We start from the raw sequence: 25,085 nt of genomic DNA, 5'->3' as shown, positions 1-25,085 counted from the left end.
CGGTAGGCCATTATCTCGCCGACCCGGGGCGTGTTAAAGGGCGCAAACCCGGGTGGTTTGCGCCCTTTTGCGCGGATGACGGGATGTGTTGCCGTCAGGGGATCGCGGGTGCCTGCTCCGGCCTGGAGGTCGGTGCCCGCGGCGGCAGGCCGCGCAGGCGCCGCAGCATGCGGCCGAACCACTGGCCCACGTCGTCCACCCCCGTGAACACGGCCGGGATCACCAGCAGGCTAAGGAAGGTCGAGGTGATCAACCCGCCGATCACCGCCACCGCCATCGGCGAGCGGAAGCTGGCGTCCGCCGCGCCGAAGCCCACGGCGATCGGAAGCATGCCCGCACCCATGGCCAGCGTCGTCATGATGATCGGCCGGGCGCGCTTGTGGCAGGCATCGATCAGCGCCTCGAAACGCGTCATGCCATGCTCGCGCCGTGCCAGGATGGCGTACTCCACCAGCAGGATGGAGTTCTTCGTCGCAATGCCCATGAGCATGATGAGCCCGATCAGCGAGGGCATGGAGAAGCTCTTTTGCGCGATCAGCAGGCCCACGAAGGCGCCGCCCAGCGACAGCGGCAGCGCCGCCAGGATGGTCACCGGGTGCAGGAAGTCCTTGAACAGCAGCACCAGCACGATGTAGATGCACAGCACGCCGGTGAGCATGGCCAGGCCGAAGCTGGCGAACAGCTCGCCCATCACCTCGGCGTCACCGATGGTGATCTGGCGCACGCCGGGCGGCAGGTTCTTGATGGACGGCAGCGCATCCACGGCCTTGGTCACGTCGCCCAGAGGCAGGCCCGAGAGCTCGATCTCGAAGTTCACGTTGCGCGAGCGGTCGTAGCGGTCCACCACGGCCGGGCCGCCGCTGAACTCCAGCGTGGCCACCTGGCCCAGCATCACCGGGCCCTTGGAGCCGGGCACGGCCAGGCGTTCGAGCAGCGACAGGTCCTTGCGCGCATCGTCCTGCAGCTTGACGACGATGGGCACCTGGCGCGAGGCCAGGTTGAGCTTGGGCAGCGACACGTCGTAGTCGCCCACGGTGGCGATGCGCAGGGTCTCGGCAATGGCGCTGCTGGTCACGCCCAGGTCGGCGGCGCGCGCGAAGTCGGGGCGCACCGCGATCTCCGAGCGGATCAGGCTGGCGGTGGACGACACGCTGCCCAGGCCGGGGATGGTGCGCAGGTCCTTCTCGACGGCGAGAGAGGCTGTCTGCAGTGCCTGCGGGTCGTCGCCCGTGAGCACCAGCACGTACTTTTCGCCCGAGCCGCCCAGGCCGACCTTGCTGCGCACGCCGGGCAGGCTCTCCAGCGCGGCGCGGATCTGGTTCTCGATGCCCTGCTTGCGCGGCCGGTCGCCGCGGTCGGCCAGCAGGATGGTGAGCGTGGCCTTGCGTGTCTCGGCGTTGGCGCTGCCCATGAACGGGTCGGACCCCGCGGAGCCGCCGCCGATGGTGGTGTAGACGCTCTTGACGTGGTTCACAGCGGCCACGCGCTGGCGCGCGTCCTCGGCCACCACGCGGGTCTGGGCCAGCGTGGCACCGGGCGGCAGCTCCAGGTAGACCTGGGTCTGGGAGTTGTCGTCCGGCGGGATGAAGCCCGTGGGCAGGAGCGGGATCAGCGCCAGCGAGCCGATGAAGAAGGCTCCCGTGGCGATGAAGGTGATCCAGCGGTGCCGGATGCACCAGGCCGCCCAGCGCAGGTACCAGCCCATCCAGCGCGGGTCCTTGTGCTCGCCGACGATGGGCTTCAAGATATAGGCCGCCATCATCGGGGTCAGCACGCGCGCCACGACCAGGCTGGCGAACACAGCCAGCGCCGCGGTCCAGCCGAACTGCTTGAAGAACTTGCCGGCGATGCCGCTCATGAAGGCCGTGGGCAGGAACACCGCGATCAGCGTGAACGTGGTGGCCACCACGGCCAGGCCGATCTCGTCGGCCGCCTCCATGGCCGCCTGGTAGGGCGTCTTGCCCATGCGCAGGTGGCGCACGATGTTCTCCACCTCCACGATGGCATCGTCCACCAGGATGCCGACCACCAGCGACAGCGCGAGCAGCGTGATCACGTTGATCGAAAAGCCCAGCAGGTACATGCCGATGAAGGCCGGGATCACCGACAGCGGCAGCGCCACGGCCGAGACGAAGGTCGCGCGCCAGTCGCGCAGGAACAGCCACACCACCAGCACCGCCAGCAGCGCGCCTTCGTAGAGCAGGTGCATGGAACCGTCGTATTCCTCCTGCACCGGCGCCACGAAGTTGAAGGCCTCGGTGATCTCCAGGTCGGGGTGTTGGGCGCGCATCTCGGCCAGGGCCGCCTGCACCGCGGCGCCCACTTCGACCTCGCTCGCGCCCTTGCTGCGGGCCACCTCGAAGCCCACCACGGGCTTGCCATTGAGCAGGGCCATGGCGCGCGGATCGGCAAAGGTGTCGGAGACGGTGGCCACCTGGTCCAGGCGCACGTGGCGGCCGTCGGACAGCGACAGCGTGAGGCCCGCGAGCTCCTGCGCCGACTGCACGGTGGCCAGGGTGCGCACGGGCTGCTCGCTGCCGCCCAGGTCGGTGCGGCCGCCCGCGCTCTCGGTCTGCACCAGGCGCAGCTGGCGCGAAACGTCGGCCGCCGTGGCGCCCAGCGCCTGCAGCTTCATGGGATCGAGCGCCACGTGCACCTGGCGGTCCACGCCGCCCACGCGGTTCACCGCGCCCACGCCGCGCACGGCCAGCAGCTTCTTGGCGATGTCGTTGTCCACGAACCAGGACAGGGCCTCGTCGTCCATGCGGCGCGAGGCGATGGTGAAGGCCAGCACCGGCTGGGCCGCCAGGTCCATCTTGGTCACGATGGGGTCGCGCACGTCACCGGGCAGGTCGCCGCGCACGCGTGCCACGGCCGAGCGCACGTCATCGAGCGCCTCCTGCGTGGGCTTTTCCAGACGGAACTCGGCCGTGATGGTGGCGCCGCCGTCCTGTACCTTGGTGTAGATGTGCTTCAGGCCCTGCAGCGTGGCGATCGAGCTCTCGACCTTGCGTGCCACATCGTTCTCGAGCTGCGCGGGCGAGGCGCCGGGCAGCGACACGGTCACCGAGATGGTGGGCAGGTCGATGTCGGGGAAGTTCTGCACCTTCATGCCGTTGAACGACAGCAGGCCGCCGAAGGTCAGCAGCACGAACAGCATCAGCGCCGGTATGGGGTTCTTGATCGACCAGGTAGATACATTCATGGTGAATGCTCCTTGCTCTTCTTACTTGGTGGCCGAAGCCGGGGCGGCCGCGGTGGGCACGGTCGCCGTGCCCTGCACCCCGACGGGCGCGGTGTTGGACACGCGCACCAGATCGCCGTCGTTGAGGAAGCCGGCGCCGCGCACGGCGATGGCGGTCGTTGCCTCCAGGCCCGAGAGCACCTCCACCCGGTCAGCCACGCGCCGGCCAGTCTGGATCTTGCGCTGCTGCACGCGCTGGTCGCCGCCCAGGGCGAACACATAGGAGAAGCCATCGCGCACCACCAGGGCTTCCTGCGGCACGGTCAGGGCCTCGCTGCTGCCGAGCGCGAACTCGCCGCGTGCGAACATGCCGGGCAGGATGGCGCTGAGCGTGGCCTTGGGGTCGATGGGCGTGTCGGTGGCGGACGACGGCAGGTCCACATAGACCAGGGCGTTGCGCGTCTGCGGGTCCACTGTCGGGCCGACCATGCGCACCGTGCCCTGCACCGTGGTGCCGCTGGCGGCCGTCACGCTGACCTTGGAGCCGGGCTGGATGCGTGCCAGCTCGGTCGAGGTGACTTCGGCGCGCCATTCGAGCCGGCCCTTGCGCACCATGCGGAACAGCTCGGTGCCGGCGCCCACGACCGCGCCCACGGTGGCGCTGCGGGCCGAGATGATGCCGCTGTCGGGCGCCACCACCTGGGTGTATTTGAGGCGCAGCTGCTGGGCGTTGAGCTGGGCCTGGGCCGCCTCGACGCGCGCCTGGGCGGTCTTCTCGGCCGTGGTGTACTGCTGGATCTGCTGCTGGCTCAAGGCGCCCGAGGCCTGCAGCGAACGCGCGCGCTCGGCATTGGCGGCGGCCTCGGCGGCCGTGGCCTGGGCTTCGAGCACGCTGGCGCGGCCCTGGGCCACCTCGGCCTGCGTGGTCTCGGCCGAGAAGGTGGCCAGCACCTGGCCGCGCTTGACCACGTCGCCCACGTTGACGCGCACGTCGGTCAGGCGCAGGCCATTGCTTTCGGCGCCGATGATGGCCTCCTGCCAGGCGGCGATGTTGCCGTTGGCGGCCAGGCGCAGGGGCACGGCGGTGCGCTGCGGCTGTGCGGTCGTGACCGTGAGCGCCGGGCGCGGCTGGTTGGCCTTTGGCTCGTCGGCAGCGCGCGAGGCGCCCGAGAACACCAGGGCGCCGGTGGCAGCCAGGACGCAGGCGGCAACGACGGCCAGCGTGGAAGCGGAGAGTTTGAACTGGTTCATGAAAGGGGTCCGTTCATCCGGAAGGTGTCAGGAAAAATGGGGGGTGCCGGGCTCAGCGGGTGCCGGCCTGGGCGGTCTCGGCCAGGCCGGGGGCCGTGGTGTCCCAGCCGCCGCCGGCTGCGCGGTACAGCGCGATCCAGGCAGACTGGCGCTCGTGCTGCAGGGCCAGCAGCGCGTTCTGCGCGGCCAGCGCCGTGCGGCGTGCGTCCTCCAACTCCACCAGGCTGGCCAGGCCGCCGCGCCAGCGCGCGTCGGTGGCATCGAACGAGATGCGGTAGCCATCGGCCGCGGCGCGGGCGCTGGCATTGCGCTCGGCCGTGCTCTGCAGCCGCACCAGGGCCTGCTCCACCTCGCTCACGGCCTGGCGGATGCGGGCGCGGTACAGCGCCACCGACTCGTCGTAGCGCGCGCGGGCCGCATCGACCTGCGCCGCGCGGCGCCCGCCGTCGAACAGCGGCAGGCTCAGGGTCAGCGGGCCCAGCGTCCAGGCGTCCACGTCGAGGGTGGTGCCGCCGGCGCGGCTCCAGGCCTTGCCGATGTTGCCGCTGAGCGACAGGCGGGGATAGCGCTGTGCCTGGGCGTTGCCCACCTCGGCACTGGCGGCTGCGACCTCGCGCTCGGCGTTGTAGACGTCGGGGCGCTGGGAGATCACCTGCGCGGGCAGGGCGGCAATGGCGAAAAGGCTGTCGGGTGCGGGCGTGATCGGCATTGCCGTGATCAGCTGGCGCAGCGCGGCCTCCTCCTGGCCGGTCAAGGCCACCAGGGTCTTGAACTCCACGTCGCACTGCATGCGCTGCTGCGAGGCGCGCGCCGCGGCCTCGGCGGCGCTGGCGCGCGCCAGCGCGGCGGTGGCCGGGGCCGTGAAGCCGGCGCGTTCGCTCAGGTCCGACAGGCGCGAGGTCTCGCCGCGCGAGCGCGCATCGCGCTCGGCCACGTCCAGCTGCTGCAGGCAGGTGCGCAGGCTGCTGGTCTGCAGCGCCACCTCGGCTGCCACGCTCACGCGCGCTTCGTGCCACAGGGCCTGGGCGCCGGCCAGGCGTTCGCTGGCCGCGTCGCGCGTGGCGGCATTGGCGCCGAACAGGTCCACTTCCCAGGCTGCCTGCAGGCCCGCCTGGCTGGTGGTGGCCAGGCCGCCGACCTGCGCGTTGGCGCCACGGCTGGTGGTCGCCTGGGCGTCGAGCGTGGGCTTCAGGGCGGCGCCCGCCGTGGTTTGCGTGGCGCGGGCCTGCAGCAGGCGCGATCGGGCCTGGGCCAGGCTCGGGCTGATGCCCTGCGCGGCCTCGATCAGCGGCACCAGCGCGGGGTCGTTCCACTGGCGCCACCACTGCGCCAGGTCGGCCATCTGCCCGCCATGCGGCAGCGGCGCGACCCAGCCCGCAGGCGCCTGCACCGGGATCGCCTGCGGCGGTCGCGCGGTGCTGCAGGCGCCCAGCAGCAGCACGCCGCAGACGCCCAGGGTTCGAACAAACAATGTCATTCCTCTTCCTCCTTGTTGTTGTGCCTGCGCTGTTCGCGCAGTGCCTGGCGGCGTGCCACTTCGCCCTGGATCATGGACATGGCATAGCCGGTCAGGCGTTCGGCCCAGGCGTCCGCGGTGGCGGGGCCTGCGAGTTGGGGGGCAATGGCGGCAATCGCGTCGCGCTGGGTCCACAGCAGCATGACCAGGCCGCCGATCGAGAACGCCAGGCGGTGCATGTCGTCGTCGATGTCGGGCACGCCCATGTGCTCGCACAGCAGGCGTGCCAGCGCCATGTGCGGGGCCTTGCATTCGCGCTCGATCAGCTCGGGCCAGACATGGGTGGGTTCGAGCAGCTCGCGCACATGCAGGCGCGTGGCCTGGCGGACCAGGTCGTCGTGCTTGAGCGGCTCCAGCAGCCCTGTGAAGTAGGCCTGCAGGGCCTGTTGCAGGCTGAGCCCGGGGGCGGCAAACACCTCGATGAGGTCGCTACCGCTGCCAAAAGGCTCATAGAAGGTGGCGGTGTACAGCTGGGCCTTGTCGCCGAAATGGTAGCCGATGGCGGCCACGTTGGTCCCCGCTGCGACGGCGATGGCGCGCACCGAGGTGCGGGCAAAGCCACTTTCGGAAAACAGCCGCAGCGCGGCCTGCAGCAGGCGTGCGCGCGTGTCGTCGCCATCGCTGCGTGCGGCACGGGCGGGGCGCGCGGCGCGCTTGGCAGCGGGCTCAGAAATGGGCGGGGCAGAATGCATGGCGGTGGATTAAACCACCATAATTCAAACAAGTGTTTAAATTAGCGTGACATTCGGCAACAGGCCGCCGCGGGCCTGGGTGGGTTCGGCTCAGTGGCCGCTGCCGAACACCGCCGCCCAGAGGGCCAGCACGGCGTCGCGCTCGGCCTGCAGGGCCGGGGGCGTGACCTGGGTCGGGGCCTCGTCCAGGCGCGCCCGGTGCTGCACGCGGCGCAGCTCGCGGTAGGCGTCGGCGGCGGCCTGGCCTACGCCGGCCGGCAGCAGGCCGACCTGCTCGGCGCGCTGCAGCAGGGCGATGTTGCCCACGTTGGCCACCAGTTCGGGGTGCGCCGCCGATTGCGAGAGCACCAGGTACTGCACGGCAAATTCCGCGTCCACCATGCCGCCCACGCTGTGCTTGACATCGAATTGCCCGTCGCGCGTGGGGTGGGCCTGGCGCACCTTTTCGCGCATGGCCACGATCTCATCGCGCAGGGCCACCGGGTCGCGGGCCGAGGTGATCACGGCCGTGCGCACGGCGTCGAAGCGGGCTTCCAGTGCCGGGCTGCCCATCACGAAGCGCGCGCGCGTCATGGCCTGGTGCTCCCAGGTCCAGGCGGTGTTGCTGCCGCGGCGTTCCTGGTAGTTGGCATAGGCCTCGAAGCGCGTGACCAGCAGGCCCGAGCTGCCATTGGGGCGCAGCGCGGTGTCGATCTCGTAGAGGTCGCCCTCGCCGGTCTTCACCGTGAGCCAGTTGATCAGCTTGCGCACGAAGGCGGCATACACCTCGGGGGCGCGCTCGTCGTCGTCGTCGAAGACGAACACGATGTCCAGGTCGCTGCCGTAGCCCAGCTCCTTGCCGCCGAGCTTGCCGTAGCCGATCACCGCGAACTGCGGCACGTCGCGGTGGCGCGTCTTGAGGCGGCTCCAGCACCACTGGGCCGTCACGCGCAGCACGCTGTCGGCCAGGGCGCTCAGGTCGTCGGCCACCTGTTCGACCGTGATGCGGTGCTCCACGTCGCGTGCCAGCGTGCGGAAGGTCTCGGCATGCTGGGCGCGGCGCAGCAGGTTCAGGAGGGTCTCGTCGTCGTCTTCCCCGGTGGAGGTGATCGAGGCCAGGCGCATGGCCAGTTCGCGCTCGAAATCGGCCACCGAGAAGCGCTCGGCCAGCAGGGCGTCGCCCACCAGCTCGTCGATCACGCCGGGGTGCTGCAACAGGTAGCGCGCGGGCCAGCGGGCCGCACCCAGCAGGTGCAGCATCTGCTCGTGCACCGAGGGGCGTTCCAGCAGCAGCGCCAGGTAGCTGTCGCGGCGCAGCAGGGGCTCGAGCCAGTTGGCCATGCGCACGGCGGCCTCTTCGGTCACCCGGCCTTCGTTGAGCCACTGGGCGGTGCGCTGCACCAGGCGGAACAGGCGCGCGCGTGTCTCATCGCGCAGGCCCTGCACGCGCGGATGGCTGCGCCACTCGGCCACGCGCTCGCGGAAACCGGGGGGCAGCTGTTCCAGCAGCGCCTCCAGCTCGGGTGGCGGGGGCGCGGCCGCGCGCGGGCCGCCGCAGCCGCCCTTGCTGCACTGCTTCTTGCCGTTGCCGCCCAGCAGGGTGTCGAACTCCTGGGCCACCAGTTCGCGGTGGGCGTCGAGTTCGTGCAGGAAGGCGCAGCAGTCGGGGTAGCCCATGGTGCGGGCGATCCAGGCCAGGTCGTCGTCGCGCGTAGGCAGCACATGGGTCTGCTGGTCATCGAGGTACTGGATGCGGTGCTCCACCCGGCGCAGGAAGACATAGGCGCGCGCCAGGGCGTCGGCCGTCTCCTGCGGCATCAGGCCGGCCTGGGCCAGGCGCTGCAGGGCATCGAGCGTGGGGCGCCGGCGCAGCTCGGGGAACTGGCCGCCGCGCACCACCTGCAGCAGCTGCACGGTGAATTCGATCTCGCGGATGCCCCCGCGCGAGAGCTTGACGTCGTTGGCGCGCTCGGGGTGGCCCGCGCTGCGCTTGGCCGCATGGTCGCGGATCTGGCTGTGCAGCAGGCGCAGCGCATCGAACACGCTGTAGTCCAGGTAGCGGCGAAAGACGAAGGGCAGCACCACGCCGCGCAGCGCCTGCACCTCGGTGCTGGCAATGCACTCGCGCGGTGCCACCACCCGGCTCTTGAGCCAGGCAAAGCGTTCCCATTCGCGGCCCTGTACCTGCAGGTACTCCTCGAGCGCCGCCAGCGAGACGGCCGCCGGACCCGAGTTGCCGTTGGGCCTGAGGGCCAGGTCGACGCGGAACACGAAGCCATGCTCGGTGGTGTCGCCGACCAGGCTGTAGATGGCCTTGACCGCGCGCGCGAAGTACTCGTGGTTCGAGATCTTGCCCCGGCCGTCCGGCGTGCCGGCGGTCTCGCCATCGTGCTCGTAGACGTAGATCAGGTCGATGTCGCTCGATACATTGAGCTCGCGCGCGCCGAGCTTGCCCATGCCGATGATCCACAGCTGCACGGCCTGGCCTTCGGGGCCCTGGGGGGCGCCGTGGCGCGCGTCGAGCTCCTGGCGCGCATGCCGGCAGGCGCGGTCCAGGGCCAGTTCGGCCAGCTCGGTGACGGCACAGGTGATGTCGGACAGCGGCGCCTGCCCATCGCAGTCGAGCTGGATCAGGCGTTCCATGACCAGTTGGCGCAGCACGCGAAGGGCGGTGCCGGTGTCGTTGCCGCGTGCCAGCAAGGCATCGCAGACGGTATCCATTGCGGCGCGCCGGGGTGCCCCGGCCGGCAGCAGGGTCAAATCGCTGGCGTAACGCCGGTGCAGGCGCTGCAGGAAGCGGGAATGCCCCGCCAGCGGCTCGCCGTCCTTGAAGGGGTCGTTACAGGACATGGGCATGGTGGCGCACAGGGGTGGGGCAGGAGGTGCCGCAGCCGGCTGCAAGCACGGGGCCATGGCCTGCTGCATGCAAAAGGACACTGGTTCTCATTGAACCCACAAGGAAACCGCGGGTCATAATTCCTGCCACATTCAATCCCACCATGATCGATCCCACCCCGCACCCCTCACGCCTGCTCAAGACAGTGGCAGGCTTTGCGCGGTGGTCACTGGGGTTGCTGCTCGCCTTCTGGCTGCTGCTGACCATCGCCTGGGGGGCCCTTCATGGCTGGATTGTGCCGCGAATCGGCGAGTTCCGCCCGCAGCTCGAAGCCCATGCCGCACGCGCCCTAGGGGTTCCCGTGCGCATCGGCGCCCTGAGCGCCCGCTCCGAGGGGCTGGTCCCCTCCGTGGAGCTGGTGAATGTGGCGCTGCTGGACAGCGCCGGCCGTGAGGCCCTGCGCCTGCCGCGCGTGGTCGTGGCCCTGTCGCCGCGCTCGCTGCTGAACTTCGGTTTCGAGCAGCTCTATATAGAGAAGCCCGACCTGGACATCCGCCGGGCCAGCGACGGCCGCATCACCGTGGCCGGCCTGGCCATGAAGGACAGCGGCAGCGACAGCAGCAGCGCGGCCGACTGGTTCTTCTCGCAGGGCGAGGTGCTGATCAAGGGCGGCACCCTGCGCTGGACCGACGAGATGCGCAATGCGCCCGAGCTGGCCCTGACCGAGGTGGACCTGCTGGTGCGCAACGGCAACTGGAGCCACCGCATGCGCGTGGACGCCACGCCGCCGCCCGACTGGGGCGACCGCTTCACGCTGGTCGGCCTGTTCCGCGCGCCGCTGCTGCGTGCGCGCGACGGCAACTGGCAGCACTGGAACGGCCAGGTCTATGCCGACTTCGCGCGGGTGGACGTGTCCCGGCTGCGCCACCATGCCGACCTGGGGGTGGACGTGGCCCAGGGCCGTGGCGCCCTCCGGGCCTGGGCGGACGTGAAGAGCGGCCAGATCGTCGGCGGCACGGCCGACCTGGCACTGGCCGACGTGAATGCCACCCTGGGCCCGGGGCTGGAGCCGCTGGCACTGCCCTCCATCGCCGGGCGCCTGGGCGGGCGGCAGCTCAAGGGCGGCTTCGAATTCTCCACGCAGGGCCTGCAGTTCACCACCGATGACGGTCTGCGCTGGCCCGGAGGCAACGTCCGGTTGGTATACACCGATGCCACCGCCAAGGCCCCCGCGCAGGGCGACTTCCGTGCCGACCGGCTGGAATTGGCCGCCCTGGCGCAGATCGCCAGCCGCCTGCCCCTGGGCAGCACGGCCCACGATGCCGTGCGCCAGTACGCGCCCAAGGGCCTGGTGGACGAGATCCAGGCCACCTGGAAGGGGCCGCTTGGTGCGCTGCAGCAGTACCAGGTGCGCGGCCGCATCCAGGGCCTGGCGCTGGCGGGGGAGCTGGACAACGGCGCGGCGCAGCGCCTGGGCCTGCGTGGTGCCACGGTGGACCTGGACATGACGCAGGGCGGTGGCAAGGCCATGCTCGCCATCGAATCCGGCGCCCTGCTCTTGCCTGGCGTGTTCGAAGACCCCCTGCTGCCGCTGGACCGCCTGAGTGCCGAGGTGCGCTGGCAGCTCGAGGGCGAGCGCATCGCGGTGCAGGCCAACGAGGTGAAGTTCGCCAATGCCGATGCGCAGGGCGAGGCACGCGCGACCTGGCATACCTCCGACCCCGCGAAGGGTCCGAGCCGTTCGCGCTTCCCCGGCGTGCTGGACCTGTCGGGCAAGCTCACGCGGGCCGATGGCACGCGCGTGCACCGCTACCTGCCGCTGTCCGTCGGCGAGGACGCCCGCCACTATGTGCGCGACGCGGTGGTTGCCGGTACCGCCAGCGTGGTCGATTTCAAGGTCCGGGGCGACCTGCATGACATGCCGTTCAACGACCCGCGCCAGGGCGAGTTCCGCATTGCAGCGCGCGTCAAGGATGTGACCTATGCCTTCGTGCCGCCGCAGTTGCACCCGAACGATCCCCTGCGCTGGCCGGCGCTCACGCAGCTGCAGGGTGAGCTGATCTTCGAGCGCTCGTCGATGCAGGTGCGTGGTGCCAGTGGCAGCTTCGCAGGTACGTCCGGCGTGCGCGTGTCGCGGGTGGAGGCCTCCATCCCCGATCTCGCGCACACGGTAGTGGGCGTGAATGCCGACGCCCGTGGACCGCTGTCCGAACTGCTCGGCGTGGTCAACACCTCGCCGCTCTCGCGCCTGACGGGCAATGCCCTGGCGCAGGCCAGCGGCACGGGCCAGGCCGATCTCCAGCTCAAACTGACCCTGCCCATCAGCCACATCGACAAGTCCCGGGTGCAAGGCAGTGTCACCCTGGCCGGCAACGATGTGCGCATCACGCCCGACACGCCGATGCTCGGGCGTGCGCGGGGCTCGGTGCAGTTCAGCGAGACGGGCTTTTCGCTGGTGGGCATGCAGGCCCGGGCCCTGGGCGGCGACGTGAAGCTCGAAGGCGGCATGCGCTCCCTGCCGCCAGGCGCTCCAGCCACCGAGTCGTCCATCCAGCTGCGAGCGCAGGGCGTGGCCACGGCAGAGGGCCTGCAGCAGGCGCCGCAGCTGGGCCTGCTGTCGCAGCTGGCCGGCCGTGCCACGGGCAGCGCGCCCTACACACTGGCACTGGCCTTTCGCCGCGGGGTGCCCGAGGTGCAGGTGACCACCAGCCTGCAGGGGCTGGCGCTGGCACTGCCGGCCCCGCTGGGCAAAACGGCCGAGGCCACCCTGCCGCTGCGCTACGACAACTCGCTGGCGCGCGAATCGCTCACCGGCACGGCGACTGCCGCCGGAGCCCTGCCGCCGCTGCGCGACCAGATCACGCTGGACCTGGGAGCCCTGGGTTCGGCCACCTACCACCGCGACGTGAGCGGCGCCCAGCCCCGCGTGCTGCGCGGGGCCATCGGCGTGGGGCTGGCGCCCGGAGAGACGGCTCCGATGCCGGCCGAGGGTGTGGCGGCCAATGTGCAACTTGCCAGGCTCGACGTCGATGCCTGGGAAGAACTGCTCAGCCCGCCGGCCCGCCCTGCGCCCGGTGCTGCGGCCCGTGTGACCGCCCCGGCAGGCGCCACGCTGGCCAGTACCACGCAGGAATACCTGCCGACGCGGGTGGCCCTGCGCGCCAAGGAGTTGTCGGCCCAGGGGCGCACCCTGCATAACGTGGTGGCCGGCGGGCAGCGCGACGGCCCGGTCTGGAAAGGCAACATCGATGCCAGCGAGCTCAGCGGCTTCGTGGAGTTTCGCGAAGGCGGTGGCGGCGACTCGGGCAATGGGCGGCTGTATGCCCGACTGTCCCGCCTGAACATGCCGCAGAGCGACGCCAACCAGGTCGAGGCACTGCTCGAGGAGCAGCCGACCTCGCTGCCGGCGCTGGACATCGTGGTCGACGATTTCGAGCTGCGTGGCCGCAAGCTCGGCCGGGTGGAGATCGAGGCCCAGAACCGGGGCAGCGAGAGCACGCCGCGCGAGTGGCGCCTGTCCAAGTTCAACATCACCTCGCCCGAGGGCAGCCTGACGGCCAGTGGCAACTGGGCCCTGCTCAACCAGGCGCGGATGGCGGGGAGCGGCGCCGGCGAGCGGCGCACGGTGCTCAATTTCCGGCTCGACATCCGCGATTCGGGCGACCTGCTGGCGCGCTTTGCCATGCCGGGCGTGGTGCGGCGTGGCAAGGGCCGCATGGAAGGCCAGGTGGCCTGGGTGGGCGCGCCCTTCAGTCCCGACTACCGCTCGATGGCAGGCCAGGTCAGCGTGAACATCGAAGCCGGCCAGTTCCTCAAGGCCGACCCGGGCCTGGCCAAGCTGCTCAGCGTGCTCAGCCTGCAGTCGCTGCCGCGCCGCCTGACGCTCGATTTCCGCGATGTCTTCAGCGAAGGCTTTGCGTTCGATTTCGTGCGCGGCGACCTGCGCATCGAGCAGGGCGTGGCCACCACCAACAACCTGCAGATGAAGGGCGTGAACGCCGCCGTGCTCATGGAGGGCAGCGCCGACATCGACCGCGAGACGCAGGACCTGCGCGTGGTGGTGGTGCCCGAGATCAATGCCATGACGGCCTCGCTGGTGGCCACCGCCATCAACCCGGTGATCGGCCTGGGCAGCTTCCTGGCCCAGGTGTTCCTGCGCGGCCCGCTCATCGAGGCGGCGACGCAGGAGTTCCGCATCGATGGCTCCTGGTCCGACCCGCGCGTGGTGCGCGTGCCCCGGCGCACGCGCCTTTCGGGCAACGCGGCAGACACCGGCCCGCCATCCCCCGCCCCCCGAACCGGAGAATCCTCATGAAAGTCGCTGCCCTGCAGATGGTTTCCGGCACCCACCTCGACACCAACCTGGCCGCCGCCCGGGCCCTGCTGGAGCAGGCGGCGCGCGAGGGCGCCGAGCTGGCCGTGCTGCCCGAGTATTTCTGCATCATGGGCCGGCAGGACACGGACAAGCTGGCGCTCAAGGAGTCGCATGGCGAGGGCCCGATCCAGGACTTTTTGGCACGCGCGGCGCGCGAGCTCGACCTGTGGGTCGTGGGTGGAACCCTGCCGCTGCGCGGCAACGATGCCGTGCGCGTGCGCAACACCACGCTGGCCTTCAACCCCGAGGGCGCCTGCGTCGCGCGCTACGACAAGATCCACCTGTTCCACTTCGACAACGGCCAGGACCAGTTCCACGAGAGCCGGGTGATCGAGCCCGGGGACGAGGTCGTGCAGTTCGACCTGCGCTCGCGCGAGGGCGAGCTGTGGCGCGTGGGCCTGAGTGTGTGCTACGACCTGCGCTTTCCCGAGCTGTACCGGGCCCATGCCCAGGCGGGTGCCGACCTGCTGCTGGTGCCCAGTGCCTTCACCCACACCACGGGCCAGGCGCACTGGGAGGTGCTGCTGCGCGCCCGCGCCATCGAGAACCTGGCCTACGTGCTGGCCCCGGCCCAGGGCGGCGCGCACGAGAACGGCCGCCGCACCTGGGGCCACAGCATGCTGGTGGATCCCTGGGGCGGCATTGCGGCGCTGCGTGAGGAAGGCGCCGGCGTCGCCGTGGGCATGCTGGCCAAGGCACGCCTGCGCGAGGTGCGCAGCCAGCTGCCAGCCCTGGGCCACCGCGTGCTGTGAGCAAGCCGCGCAAGACCCTGTGGCAACGCTGGCGTGGCGCCTGGCGGCGCTGGTCGCTGTGGACGCTGCTGGTGGCGCTGGTGGTGGCCATGCTGGTCACCGTGGTCTGGCTGGCCGGGCGCTACGAGGCCAGCCAGGTGCAGAGCCGGCTCGAGCGCGACACGGCCGACGCCGTCTCGGACGTGCGCGTGGCCCTCACGCGCAACCTGCAGAGCCTGCAGGCCCTGCATGCCGATGACCCGGGCGTGCTGGCCTGGGAGGTGAACGCCTCGGAGCTGCTGCGCGGCCACCGCGAGCTGGTGCGGCTGGAATGGCGCGACACCGGCATGCGGCTGCGCTCGCAGGTGCAGACACCCTACCGCCCCGTGTACTGGGACCGGGGCACGCGCGAGAGCGCGCACTCCGACGCCTCGCTGGCCTGTGCCAACGCGCGCCGGCTGAGCGGGCCGGCCTACTCCAGCAGCTACTTCCAGCCCCATGGCGATGGACTGGGCTCGGAGATGATGGAGCTGTGCCTGCCCATCACCTCGGGCGGGCGCAACACCGGTTTCCTGGTAGCCACCTATGCGCTCAACGCCATGCTCGAAGACCTGGTGGGGCACGGACTCACGCGCAGCCAGGAGGCCTCCTTCACCGAGGCCGATGGCACGCGCCTGGCGGTGCTGGGCGCGGCGCGGCGCGGCTCGCGCATGTTCACGGCCACGCACCTGCTGGACCTGCCCGGCGCCACCCTGGTGCTGCGCATGGACACCTGGCACAGTGCCCCGAGCCTGTTCCCGAACGTGCTCACGGCGCTGGTCACGGCCATGTCCATCGCACTGGTCACGGTGATGGTGGTGCTGGTGCGCGACAACCGCCGGCGCCTGCGTGCCGAGCGCGATCTGGGCGATGCGCTGGCATTCCGCAAGGCCATGGAGGACTCGCTGGTCACCGGGCTGCGCGCGCGCGACCTGGAGGGCCGCATCACCTACGTCAACCCGGCGTTCTGCGACATGGTGGGCTTCACGCCGCAGGAGCTGCTGGGCCTGAGCGCGTCGGCCCCCTACTGGCCGCCCGAGCGCGTGGAGGAGTACCAGCAGCGCCAGGCCATCCGCTTTGCCGGCTACATGCCCCCGCGCGAAGGCTTCGAGTCGGAATTCATGCGCAAGGACGGCACGCGCTTTCCCGTGCTCATCATCGAGGCGCCGCTGATCAATGCCCAGGGACTGCACACCGGCTGGATGAGCGCCTTCCTGGACATGAGCGAGCAGCGCCGCATCGAAGAACTCTCGCGCGCCTCACAGGAGCGCCTGCAGGCCACCGCGCGCCTGGCCACCGTGGGCGAGATGGCCTCGCTGCTCAGCCACGAGCTCAACCAGCCGCTGGCCGCGATCTCGAGCTATGCCACGGGCTCCCTGAACCTGCTGGAGACACCCGCTGGCGCGGGCGACCTGCCGCCGCCGCCCGAGAGCCTGCAGGACGTGCGCATGGCCATGCAGCAGATCGGCCGACAGGCCGAGCGTGCCGGCAAGGTGATCAAGAGCGTGCACGACTTCGTGCGCCGCCGCGACCAGGCGCGCGAAGCCGTCACCGCGCAGCAATTGCTCGACGCCATCATGCCGCTGGTGAGCCTGCAGGCGCGAAAGATCGGTGTGCGCGTGCACACCCTGGTGGAGCCGGACCTGCCGGCCGCGCTGTGCGACCGCACCATGGTCGAGCAGGTGCTGCTCAACCTGGCGCGCAATGCCATGCAGGCCATGGACGTGCCGGGCATCTCCAAGCGCGTGCTGGAGATCCGTGCGCGCCGTGCGGCCTCGAACGCGCACCAGGCCTGGATCGAGTTTGCCGTGGCCGACCTGGGCGCCGGCATCGAGCCCGAGGTGGCCGAGCGCCTGTTCACCCCCTTCTTCACCACGCGGGCCGAGGGCATGGGGCTGGGCCTGAGCCTGTGCCGCACCGTCATCGAGCAGCATGGCGGTTTCCTCGGTTTTGCGGCCAACGAACCGCGTGGTACGGTATTCACCTTCACGCTGCCCGTCCACCAACCTCCTGCCTCTTCTTCTACCGCCTCCTGATGGAACCCGTCTCCAATGCCACCGTGTACATCGTCGATGACGATGCGGGCGTGCGCGAAGCACTGGCCTGGCTGCTGCGCTCGCGCCGCCTGCCCAGCGAGTCCTTCGACAGCGCCGAAGCCTTCGATGCCGCGCTGCAGTCGCGCCCGGCGCAGCGCCATCCGTGCTGCCTGCTGCTGGACGTGCGCATGCCGGGCATGAGCGGCCTGGCGCTGTTCGATTTGCTGATCGTGCGCGGCGACCTGGCGACCATGCCGGTGATCTTTCTCACCGGCCACGCCGACGTGCCCACGGCCGTGGATGCGGTCAAGCGCGGCGCCTTCGACTTCTGCGAGAAGCCGTTCTCCGACAATGCGCTGGTGGACCGCATCGAGCAGGCGCTGGCGAAATCGGCCGCCCACCTGGCCACCCTGCGCGAGCGCAGCGACCTGCAGGTGCGCCTGGCCGACCTGACCGAGCGCGAGCGCGACGTGATGGACCTGGTGGTCGCGGGCCTGCCCAACAAGCTGATTGCCGACCAGCTCGACATCAGCGTGCGCACGGTGGAGGTGCACCGCGCGCGAGTGTTCGACAAGATGCAGGTGAAGTCGGCCGTGGAGCTGGCCAACCTGCTGCGCCTGGGGCACTGAGCCCCGCGCTCGGTTCAGTCCTTGCGCGCCGGGGTGTCCGCCTTCTTGCCTTCTTCTCCCTCCGGTTCGGGGGCCTTGAGCTCGCCGCCACGGCGCCCCGAAAACATGGTCCACCAGACAATGGCCACCAGCACCACCAGCGCGAGCAGCGCTTCAAGCAAAATCAGCCCCATGAAATTGACACTCCTGCGCCTTGTGATGACGGCGCTGATTGTAGGAACGCTGGCCGCCTGCTCCACCGCACCCGCCCCAAGTCCCTCCCGTCCCCCGGCCATAGCCCCTGCGCCCGTGCCGGGCGCCGTGTTCGTCCCCGGGGACAACGGCCCGTTGCCGTCCGCCATGGCCCAGCCCAAGAGCCGCTGGATCCCGGTGCGCTGGGCCGAACTGCCGGGCTTTGCCAACGACGCGCTGCACGAGGCCTGGAACGCCTGGATCAAGAGCTGCGAGCGCCCGGCACCGCAGTTCACGCTGCTGTGCGGCGAGGTGCGCCAGCTGAGCATCGCCACGCCCGAGGAGCAGCGCGCCTGGATGGTGGCGCGCCTGCAACCCTACCGTGTGGAGTCGCCCGAGGGCAACCCCGAGGGCCTGCTCACCGCCTACTACGAGCCCATGATCGATGCCGCGCGCCAGCCCGGCAACGGCTTCACTGTGCCGGTGTACCGGCTGCCGGCCGGGCATGGTGCGCGCAAGCCCTGGTACACGCGCCAGCAGATCGACACCCTGCCCGAGGCGCAGGCCGCGCTGCAGGGGCGTGCCATCGCCTGGCTGCGCGATCCGGTCGAATCGATGGTGCTGCACATCCAGGGCTCGGGCCGCCTGCGCGTGGCCGAGCCCGACGGCTCGGTGACGCTGGTGCGCGTGGCCTATGCCGGCACCAACGACCAGCCCTACCAGAGCGTGGGCCGCTGGCTGCTGGACCAGGGCGCCACGCGCGATGCCACCTGGCCCGGCATCCGTGCCTGGCTGGCGCAGAACCCGCAGCGCACCAATGAGCTGCTGTGGGCCAATCCGCGCTACGTGTTCTTCCGCGAAGAGGCGCTCGACGGCATGGAGGCCGGCTTCGGTCCCAAGGGCGCGCAGGGCGTGGCGCTCACGCCGGGCCGCTCGATCGCGGTGGACCGCCAGAGCATTCCCTACGGCACGCCGGTGTGGCTGGCCTCCACCGGGCCGCAGGTGCAGCTGAGCCGGCTGGTGCTGGCCCAGGACACAGGCAGCGCCATCCTGGGCGCCGTGCGGGCCGACTACTTCACGGGCTGGGGCCAGGAGGCGGGCGACATTGCCGGCCGGCTCAAGCAGGGCCTGCGCCTGTGGGTGCTCTGGCCACGGTAGGCTCCCCCTGAGGCGCTGCGCGCCATCCCCCCAGAGGGGGACGCCCCCGGTGCACGCAAGCGAAGCGCCGCATAAGCGACTTGGCGGTCCTTGAACGGGGGCACTGGCTTGGGGCGCGCAGGTTTCTACCAGTAGCCGGGCTCAGCGCTCCACCACGAAGCGCGAGACCACGGGTGGGGCGTCGCCGAGGTGGAAGGCCAGCTTGCGTTCGCGCAGGGCGACGTCGGAGGCGGTGACGCGGTCGAAGCGGCGCAGGTGCTCGGTCCAGGACTCGTCCTCGATCTGCTCCACATAGCGTGCCGGGTCGGCGATGTCGTGCTGCAGCTGCCACGAGAGCGCGCCCTGGCGCAGGCGGCTGCGGCGGCTTTCCTGCATGAGCGCGCGGAAGTCGGTGGCGCGCGCGGGGTCGATGACGTACTCGATGGTGACCACCACATGCCCGCGTTCGGGCGGGGTGGGCGCGACGGGGGCCTTGAAGGCCTGGGACGGGCTCAGGTCTTCCTCGATGCTGCGGTCGGCCACCAGGCGCTGCACGACCACCATGGCAATGGTGCCCGTGACGGCGGCCAGCGCGAGGCTGGTGTGCACGCTGGTGAGCGTGGCCACCTGGCCCCACACCGCAGCGCCCAGGGCGGTGGAGCCCATGATGGCCATCTGGTAGATGGACATGCCGCGCGCGCGCACCCAGTTGGGCAGCGCCAGCTGGGCCGACACGCTGAGCGAGTTGGCCGTGGTGATCCAGGCCATGCCGCCCACGACCATCGCGGGCACGGCCACGTAGACATTGGGCGCCACGGCCATCACGCCGGTGGCGGCCGCCTGCAGCAGGGTGCCGCGCAGCACCAGCACATCGCGCGGCATGGCCTGGCGCAGGCGCGGCAGGAACATCGCCGCCACGATGGCGCCCGCCCCCATGGAGGCCAGCAGCAGCGTGAAGGTGCCGGCGCCGCCGCCCTCCAGGCCCTTGGCCAGCAGCGGCAGCATGGCCAGCAGGGCGGTGGCGTGCAGGAAGAAGATGGAGATGCGCCAGAGCACGGCACGCATGCGCGGCGACTGGCGCACGAACTGCAGGCCCACGCGCATGGCGCTGGGCAGGCGCTCGCGGCCCAGGGGGCTGGGCACGTGGTCGCGCTTCCAGCGCATGATCACAAGGCCCGAGCCCACCGACAGCATGGCGTTGAGCACGAAGACCCAGGCGCTGCCGGCGCTGGCGATGATGGCGCCGGCCAGCAGCGGCCCGATGATGCGCGAGGCGTTCATGGCCACGCCGTTGAGCGCCAGGGCCGCGGGCAGGTGGGCGCGGCTGACCAGCTCGGGCACGATGGCGGAAAACACCGGCCAGCGCATGGCCAGCCCGATGCCGTTGGCGAAGGTCAGTGCCAGCAGCAGCGGCGCCGTCATGCCGCCGGCCAGCACCGTCGCGCACAGCACCAGCGCCACGGCGGCCACCCAGAACTGCGTGGCCATGAAGTAGCGGCGCCGGTCCAGGATGTCGGCCAGCGCGCCGCTGGGCAGGCCCAGCAGGAACACCGGCAGGGTGGATGCCGACTGCACCAGCGCCACCAGGATGGGCGAGGTGGTGAGCGAGGTCATCAGCCAGGCGGCCGCCACGTCGTTCATCCACATGCAGGTATTGGCCGCCACCCAGGTTAGCCAGAGCATGCGGAACACGGGCACCGAGAGCGGTGCCAGGGTGGACAGCGAGGCCCGCTGCTCGGAGGTCGGACCGGGCTGGGCGGCCGTGGTTTCTTCCGTGGTTCCCTGCGCGGCTTCAGCCCTCGCGCTGGTGGGGGCGGATTCGGGCGCGACGCTGCGCGTGCTTTCGTGGGACGGCAATGGTGGCATGTCTGCACATTGTGCGACGGTTGGAGTGGTCGTGGCCGGTCAGCGCCAAATAGCCGACTGCAGGCCTGTCCCTTCCCCCCAGTACTCCTTCACACCGCATCGGTGGGCTCAGCCGGTGCGTGGTTGCCCGCCCGCCTGGTCTGCCGCAGCAGCAGCCAAGCCATGAGCGCCAGCGCCCCCACGCCCGCCAGCAGCACGCCCCACAGCACGGCACTGCGCGTGGAGATGCCGCCGCTGGCGGCCGCAGCAGGCACCCGCGCGCTGTCTTCGGGCTTGCCACCGGTGATGTCGGCCCGGGCCACATCGGCCAGCGCCATGGGCAACTGGTTCTCCTGAGCGGGCTGGTAGCCCGGCACCAGGCTGGCCAGGGGCAGGAAGGCACTCGTCGCCGCGCTGGCGCCGGGCAGCCCAGCCGCCAGTGTGAAGGGCCCTTGCCCGCTGGCCAGGAACACCAGCTGCGCGGGCTCGAATTGCAGCGCCATCTCGGGCGCGGCGGCAAAGCCGGGGGTCTTGGGGTCGGCTTCGATCTTGATCTCGCGCACCGAGGCGCCGCCCAGCTCGATGGGGCCGCTGGCCTGCTCCTTGCCTTCCATGGTCATCGTGTAGACCACCGCGCTCGCCAGCGGCGACCAGGGCTGCTCGCGGTGGTTGCGGCCCAGCACGCGCACAGGGATCAGCACATTGTTGCCGGGCGGCTTGATCTGGAGCGCGGCGACCGGCGTAGCAAACGGCAGCGCAAACACCAGCTCGCGTGGGTTGTTGCCCAGTGGCGGCACCGCCATGCTGGCGCTGACGCGCTCGCGCGGGCCCGTTTTGGTCGAGGTAGCCAGCTTGACGCCGCGCAAGGTCACGGCAGCGTCGCCCCAGGTCACGCGCAGGTAGTGGTCCTTGAGGTCGGCGCGCTGCAGGTCGATCTGCTCGCTGCCCAGGCGGCCTGGTGCCGTGGGTGCCATCGCAGCGTCGGCACGGTACAGCACGGTCTCGGCCAGTGGATGCCAGTGCTTGAGGTCCTTGCTGGCCTGCACCTGGAACGTCACGGGTTGGCCTGCTGGCAGATCCGCGTCCAGGGCCATGCGGGCCACGGGCAGTTGCACATCGCGCGCGTCGAGCAACGCGCCCCGCACGGTTTGTGTGGCTGCAGGACCTGCAGTGCCGGCCCTGTCGATCTGCACCACGCGCTGGCCCTGGCGCTCCTCGATGCGCAGCGACAGGCCTTCCAGCCCTGCCGTCCCCGCGCTGGCAGCGCCCAGGATGGGATAGGCGGGCAAGGTCACCGACCCCTCGGGGGCGCTGGCCGCCGCCACACCGGCCAGTGCCATGGGCACGGGCTGGCCCGGGCCGTTGAAAAGGCGCAGGTCGGCGTAGCCCGGGCTTTGCAGGCGCACCAGCACCTCGGGGGGCAGCAGCATGCGCTGCAGCGGCGCATCGGCCGCGAGCGTCACGGGAATGCGGATGGCGTAGGCCGCAGGGTTGTTGGCATCGGTCACCGCGTGGGCCGCACCGGCACACAGGGACAGGGCGGCAGCGGCCAGCGCCAGGGGCAGGTTCAGAGCGACAGGCTTCATGGGAGTGCTTCTTGTTGCGATGGCGCCAGCGGCGGCGTAGCAGGCTCCGCGCGGGCAGCCGCCTTGGGCGGCAACGGCGCGAAGTAGCCCACCACCAGCATGAGCACACCCACGGCGATGAAGGCAATGATGCGTTCGGCACCGCCGGCATTGGACAAATCGATCAGCAGCAGCTTGACCACCACCCCGCCCAGCAGGCCCGCGCCCACCAGCCACAGCGGCCGCTGCACGCGCCGGTGCGCCAGCACCATCATGCTGAGCGCCAGCAGCGTCCACAGGATGGCGTAACCGGTCTGCACCACGAAGCTGTCGAACAGCGCCGACGCATCCCAGCGCACGCCGAAGAAGTGGTGGGCCACACGCAACCACACGGTGTTGATCACGATGAACGCCAGCAGCGCCAACGCCTGCAGCGCATGGCGCCCGGTGACCCAGCCCGAGCGGGCCGGGAGCGGCAGCGCCGAAAGCAGTACCCGCCGCCAGAACACCAGGCCGCCCAGCGCGAGCGCGAGCGTCAGGTCGGTGGGGTTGAGCAGTGGAATGTAGGGCAGCGGCGCGGTGTGGCCCGACGAATGCACTGCCGCCAACAGCGCGCCCCAGAACACCATCACCGCCAGGGGCAGGGCCGCCAGCCAGTAGTAGGCTTCGGCATGCGGGTTGAGCGGCCAAGGCAGCGCTGCACGCGCCACCAGCCGGTTGCCACGACCCGCCCACAGCGCCAGCAGCATCAACACCGCAATGGCGCTGACCAGCAGGACCACACCAGCCCAAGAGGTACGCCACAGCTCAGCCTTGCCGATGCCGGACCACAGGCAGTCGGCCAGCAGCAAAGTCACCAGCCACGCTGTGGCGGCATGGAACCAGCCAACGAGCGAGGTGGGCGCACCCGGCTTGCCATCCACATCGGCCGCTGCCTGCAGGCGGTCCGTCTGCCGCAGCATCCACACATGCAGCGCCAGCACGATGGGCCACACGGCCCAGGCGGGGGTGGCGAGCACGCGGTAGCCGTCGGTTACCTGCACGACCAACCCCAGCGCCAGCACGGCAATGGTGCCGCGCGCCGGCCAGGTAGCCACTGCCCAGCGCGTGCGAAGGCCCAGCACCATCGACAGCGCGGCGCTGAGCACGACGGCCAGCATGGCCAGCAGTCCGGTCACCTGTTCGGAGAACACCGACGTGGGCCACTGGCCCGCTTCCAGGCCGGGCACACGCCGCGTGATTTCCATGAGCCAGGCCAGGCACCAGAACACAAAGCCGTAGAGATAGGCCGGGTTGGACAGCCGCGCCTCAACACCCGCATAACCCCGGGCCCAGGCTGAGCCGCTGTGCGGCAGCGGCTGGCGCAGCCACCAGGCCAGCAGCAGCGAGGGCAGCGCGATCAGCAACGCGCCCAGGAAGGCAGGGTTGACCAGCGGCAGCGGCGAGATGCTGGAGGTGCTGCCCAGGAAAACCAGCATGGCCACGACCTGCAGCACAAGCCCGAAGGCGCGCGGCATCCAGCGGGCCTGGCGCATGCCGACCCAGAAAGCGCCTGCGCCTTCGAGCGCCCAGACCGCAGATGTCCATTGAGCGTCCAGCGCCAGCGGCACGGCCAGTGTGGCAAAGCCCACGCCAACGGCAATGAAACATTCGACGAGCAGGCGCCAGCTGTCCAGCGCGCGGCGCGCCAACACTGTCGCTGTCACCAGGTACAGCGCGGCAAAGGCCATTGCGGAGAAGGCGGCGCCCAGCTCAAAAGGCTGTACCAGCCCGGCCTGCAGACCAAAACCCACCAGCGGCGTGCCGAAGACCAGCATGGTGTCGACGGCATTGCCCAGCTTGGTGGGTGTGTTGCGGGCATAGAGGATGGCAGCACAAAGGTAGATCAGCACAAAGCCCGCAAGGAAGGGCTGCGTGCTGGCGTAGTTCTCGGGCTGGTACTTGAGCGCACCCCATGCCGAGGCGACGCCAAAGGTGGCGACAAAGCCCACCACGTTGAGCATGCGCCAGGAGCGCTTGTGGGCAATGAAGAGAATGGCCAGGTTCAGCAGGGTGTAGTAGCTGAACAGGCCCACATGACTGCCCTGGCCCGTGGACAGCAGGATGGGTGCGGCAAAGCCACCGGCAAACGCAGCCACGGCAAGTGCGCGCGAGTCCTGCAGCAGCGCCAGCGCGCAGCTGGCGGCGCAGACCGCGATCATCAGACCGAAGGCATAAAGCGGTGGCAGCAGCCCGTAGAGCCGGAAGGCGGCGAACACGGTGAGGTACATGACCGCCACGCCACCGCCCTGCAGGGCCAGCGCAAAAGCGGGCTTGTCAGCGCGCTTGCGGAAGCCCACCACCAGCAGCGCAATGCCCACCGCTGCGACTGCAGCCAGGCGGAATTCGACCGGCAACAGCCCGGCCGAAGCGGCATACCGCGCAAGGAAGGACAGGCCAATGAACAAAATCACCAGGCCTACCCGCACGATGGTGTTGCCGCCCAGCAGCCAGTTCCTGGCGGCAAGCACGGCCTGCTCCAAGGCGTTGGGTGGGGCGGGCTGGCGAAGTACATCGGGGCCGAGAGGCACCGGAGCCGAGGTGGAGGCCGAGGTCGGGGCGGGCGGCGGGCCGTGCGGCGTGAGTTCGCCAGTCCAGAACGGATCGTCCGCGTCCCGGCGTTTGTCCAGGGTCACCGGCGGGGGGGGCAGTGAGGGCGAGGCCACCTGTGCCCGGTCTTCGGCCGTGGGCGCCGCGTGCGCCGCCGCAGCGGGCGGGGCGACAGCCTTCGCGGCCTGCGCCTGCAACTCGGTACGGATAGCGGAGCGCACCGCCCAGCGCAACGACAGCCCGGCAAAGAAGCCCAGGATGGCGCCGACGAACGGTCCGAAATCGCCATGGCCGCCAAACCAGGAACCCAGCACCGCGCCCCAAAAAATGCCCCAGATGATCATGCCGCTCGCTCCCTCTTTGGGACTTCCTTCGACAGGCCGCCGGCCTGTACCAAAGAAGCCATCGTATTTTTAGCCCCACCGGCCAACGCGCAACCCCTGAGCATTGCGACAAAGCACCCCGGTCGTGGAGAGGGTGCGCGCGGCAGCTGGGTGGTTCCGCGGTGGT

At 70.5% G+C, this 25,085-nt stretch carries 14 protein-coding genes; 5 read left to right on the top strand and 9 right to left on the bottom strand.

Annotation, left to right across the window (positions count from 1 at the left end; translation table 11 throughout):
- Positions 1-94: 94 nt before the first annotated feature.
- From AC07PA_RS00880 to glnE, 5 genes are all read right to left on the bottom strand, one after another.
- The gene (locus AC07PA_RS00880) at positions 95-3,205 is read right to left on the bottom strand and encodes an efflux RND transporter permease subunit (RefSeq protein WP_494603881.1); all 3,111 of its coding nucleotides are present in this window, start codon (positions 3,203-3,205) and stop codon (positions 95-97) included.
- Between the two features lie 21 nt (positions 3,206-3,226).
- Entirely contained in the window at positions 3,227-4,435 is a 1,209-nt protein-coding gene (locus AC07PA_RS00875) for an efflux RND transporter periplasmic adaptor subunit (protein WP_494603883.1), read from the bottom strand.
- A 52-nt stretch (positions 4,436-4,487) separates the two neighbouring features.
- A complete protein-coding gene (locus AC07PA_RS00870) occupies positions 4,488-5,912 on the bottom strand; it encodes an efflux transporter outer membrane subunit (protein WP_007861479.1) in 1,425 nt (474 codons plus the stop codon).
- Positions 5,909-6,643, bottom strand: a complete 735-nt coding sequence (locus AC07PA_RS00865) for a TetR/AcrR family transcriptional regulator (protein ID WP_007861477.1) — start codon at positions 6,641-6,643, stop codon at positions 5,909-5,911. Before AC07PA_RS00865 ends, AC07PA_RS00870 begins: the two co-directional genes overlap by 4 nt.
- A 90-nt stretch (positions 6,644-6,733) precedes the next feature.
- Positions 6,734-9,478 carry a bifunctional [glutamate--ammonia ligase]-adenylyl-L-tyrosine phosphorylase/[glutamate--ammonia-ligase] adenylyltransferase gene (gene glnE, locus AC07PA_RS00860; protein WP_494603886.1) on the bottom strand — a complete coding sequence of 915 codons (2,745 nt, stop codon included), beginning with the start codon at positions 9,476-9,478 and terminating at the stop codon, positions 6,734-6,736.
- 143 nt (positions 9,479-9,621) lie between these two features.
- Between glnE and AC07PA_RS00855 the strand changes: the two genes are divergently transcribed.
- From AC07PA_RS00855 to AC07PA_RS00840, 4 genes are read left to right on the top strand one after another with little or no spacing between them, the layout of a single operon-like run.
- Positions 9,622-13,773 carry a YhdP family protein gene (locus AC07PA_RS00855; RefSeq protein WP_494603888.1) on the top strand — a complete coding sequence of 1,384 codons (4,152 nt, stop codon included), beginning with the start codon at positions 9,622-9,624 and terminating at the stop codon, positions 13,771-13,773.
- The gene (locus AC07PA_RS00850) at positions 13,770-14,585 is read left to right on the top strand and encodes a carbon-nitrogen hydrolase family protein (protein WP_494603890.1); all 816 of its coding nucleotides are present in this window, start codon (positions 13,770-13,772) and stop codon (positions 14,583-14,585) included. The genes AC07PA_RS00855 and AC07PA_RS00850 overlap by 4 nt, the downstream gene beginning before the upstream one ends.
- A complete protein-coding gene (locus AC07PA_RS00845; protein ID WP_007860377.1) occupies positions 14,582-16,639 on the top strand; it encodes a two-component system sensor histidine kinase NtrB in 2,058 nt (685 codons plus the stop codon). Before AC07PA_RS00850 ends, AC07PA_RS00845 begins: the two co-directional genes overlap by 4 nt.
- Entirely contained in the window at positions 16,639-17,268 is a 630-nt protein-coding gene (locus AC07PA_RS00840; protein WP_007860375.1) for a response regulator transcription factor, read from the top strand. Before AC07PA_RS00845 ends, AC07PA_RS00840 begins: the two co-directional genes overlap by 1 nt.
- A gap of 14 nt (positions 17,269-17,282) precedes the next feature.
- Here the strand turns inward: AC07PA_RS00840 and AC07PA_RS00835 are convergent, their stop codons facing one another.
- Entirely contained in the window at positions 17,283-17,441 is a 159-nt protein-coding gene (locus AC07PA_RS00835) for a hypothetical protein (RefSeq protein WP_007860374.1), read from the bottom strand.
- Between AC07PA_RS00835 and mltA the strand changes: the two genes are divergently transcribed.
- A complete protein-coding gene (mltA, locus tag AC07PA_RS00830) occupies positions 17,374-18,597 on the top strand; it encodes a murein transglycosylase A (protein ID WP_494603893.1) in 1,224 nt (407 codons plus the stop codon). The two genes, AC07PA_RS00835 and mltA, sit on opposite strands and share 68 nt — an antisense overlap.
- Before the next feature lie 141 nt (positions 18,598-18,738).
- Here mltA and AC07PA_RS00825 read toward each other — a convergent pair whose 3' ends face one another.
- From AC07PA_RS00825 to AC07PA_RS00815, 3 genes are all read right to left on the bottom strand, one after another.
- Entirely contained in the window at positions 18,739-20,442 is a 1,704-nt protein-coding gene (locus AC07PA_RS00825; protein WP_494603895.1) for an MFS transporter, read from the bottom strand.
- A gap of 89 nt (positions 20,443-20,531) precedes the next feature.
- A complete protein-coding gene (locus AC07PA_RS00820; RefSeq protein WP_494603897.1) occupies positions 20,532-22,007 on the bottom strand; it encodes a DUF3999 domain-containing protein in 1,476 nt (491 codons plus the stop codon).
- Entirely contained in the window at positions 22,004-24,919 is a 2,916-nt protein-coding gene (locus AC07PA_RS00815) for a DUF2339 domain-containing protein (protein WP_494603899.1), read from the bottom strand. The genes AC07PA_RS00820 and AC07PA_RS00815 overlap by 4 nt, the downstream gene beginning before the upstream one ends.
- Between the last annotated feature and the right edge of the window lie 166 nt (positions 24,920-25,085).

The organism is Acidovorax sp. GW821-FHT09B03, from assembly GCF_059418305.1.
Note: the sequence above shows the minus strand (reverse complement) of the source record. Positions and strands in the feature narration are given on the sequence as shown.

Coding starts and splice junctions, on each gene's coding strand:
- AC07PA_RS00855 (WP_494603888.1), top strand. CDS start 9,622: ATGATCGATCCCACCCCGCACCCCTCACGCCTGCTCAAGACAGTGGCA.
- AC07PA_RS00825 (WP_494603895.1), bottom strand. CDS start 20,442: ATGCCACCATTGCCGTCCCACGAAAGCACGCGCAGCGTCGCGCCCGAA.
- AC07PA_RS00880 (WP_494603881.1), bottom strand. CDS start 3,205: ATGAATGTATCTACCTGGTCGATCAAGAACCCCATACCGGCGCTGATG.
- AC07PA_RS00840 (WP_007860375.1), top strand. CDS start 16,639: ATGGAACCCGTCTCCAATGCCACCGTGTACATCGTCGATGACGATGCG.
- AC07PA_RS00870 (WP_007861479.1), bottom strand. CDS start 5,912: ATGACATTGTTTGTTCGAACCCTGGGCGTCTGCGGCGTGCTGCTGCTG.
- mltA (WP_494603893.1), top strand. CDS start 17,374: ATGGTCCACCAGACAATGGCCACCAGCACCACCAGCGCGAGCAGCGCT.
- glnE (WP_494603886.1), bottom strand. CDS start 9,478: ATGCCCATGTCCTGTAACGACCCCTTCAAGGACGGCGAGCCGCTGGCG.
- AC07PA_RS00820 (WP_494603897.1), bottom strand. CDS start 22,007: ATGAAGCCTGTCGCTCTGAACCTGCCCCTGGCGCTGGCCGCTGCCGCC.
- AC07PA_RS00865 (WP_007861477.1), bottom strand. CDS start 6,643: ATGCATTCTGCCCCGCCCATTTCTGAGCCCGCTGCCAAGCGCGCCGCG.
- AC07PA_RS00850 (WP_494603890.1), top strand. CDS start 13,770: ATGAAAGTCGCTGCCCTGCAGATGGTTTCCGGCACCCACCTCGACACC.
- AC07PA_RS00835 (WP_007860374.1), bottom strand. CDS start 17,441: ATGGGGCTGATTTTGCTTGAAGCGCTGCTCGCGCTGGTGGTGCTGGTG.
- AC07PA_RS00815 (WP_494603899.1), bottom strand. CDS start 24,919: ATGATCATCTGGGGCATTTTTTGGGGCGCGGTGCTGGGTTCCTGGTTT.
- AC07PA_RS00875 (WP_494603883.1), bottom strand. CDS start 4,435: ATGAACCAGTTCAAACTCTCCGCTTCCACGCTGGCCGTCGTTGCCGCC.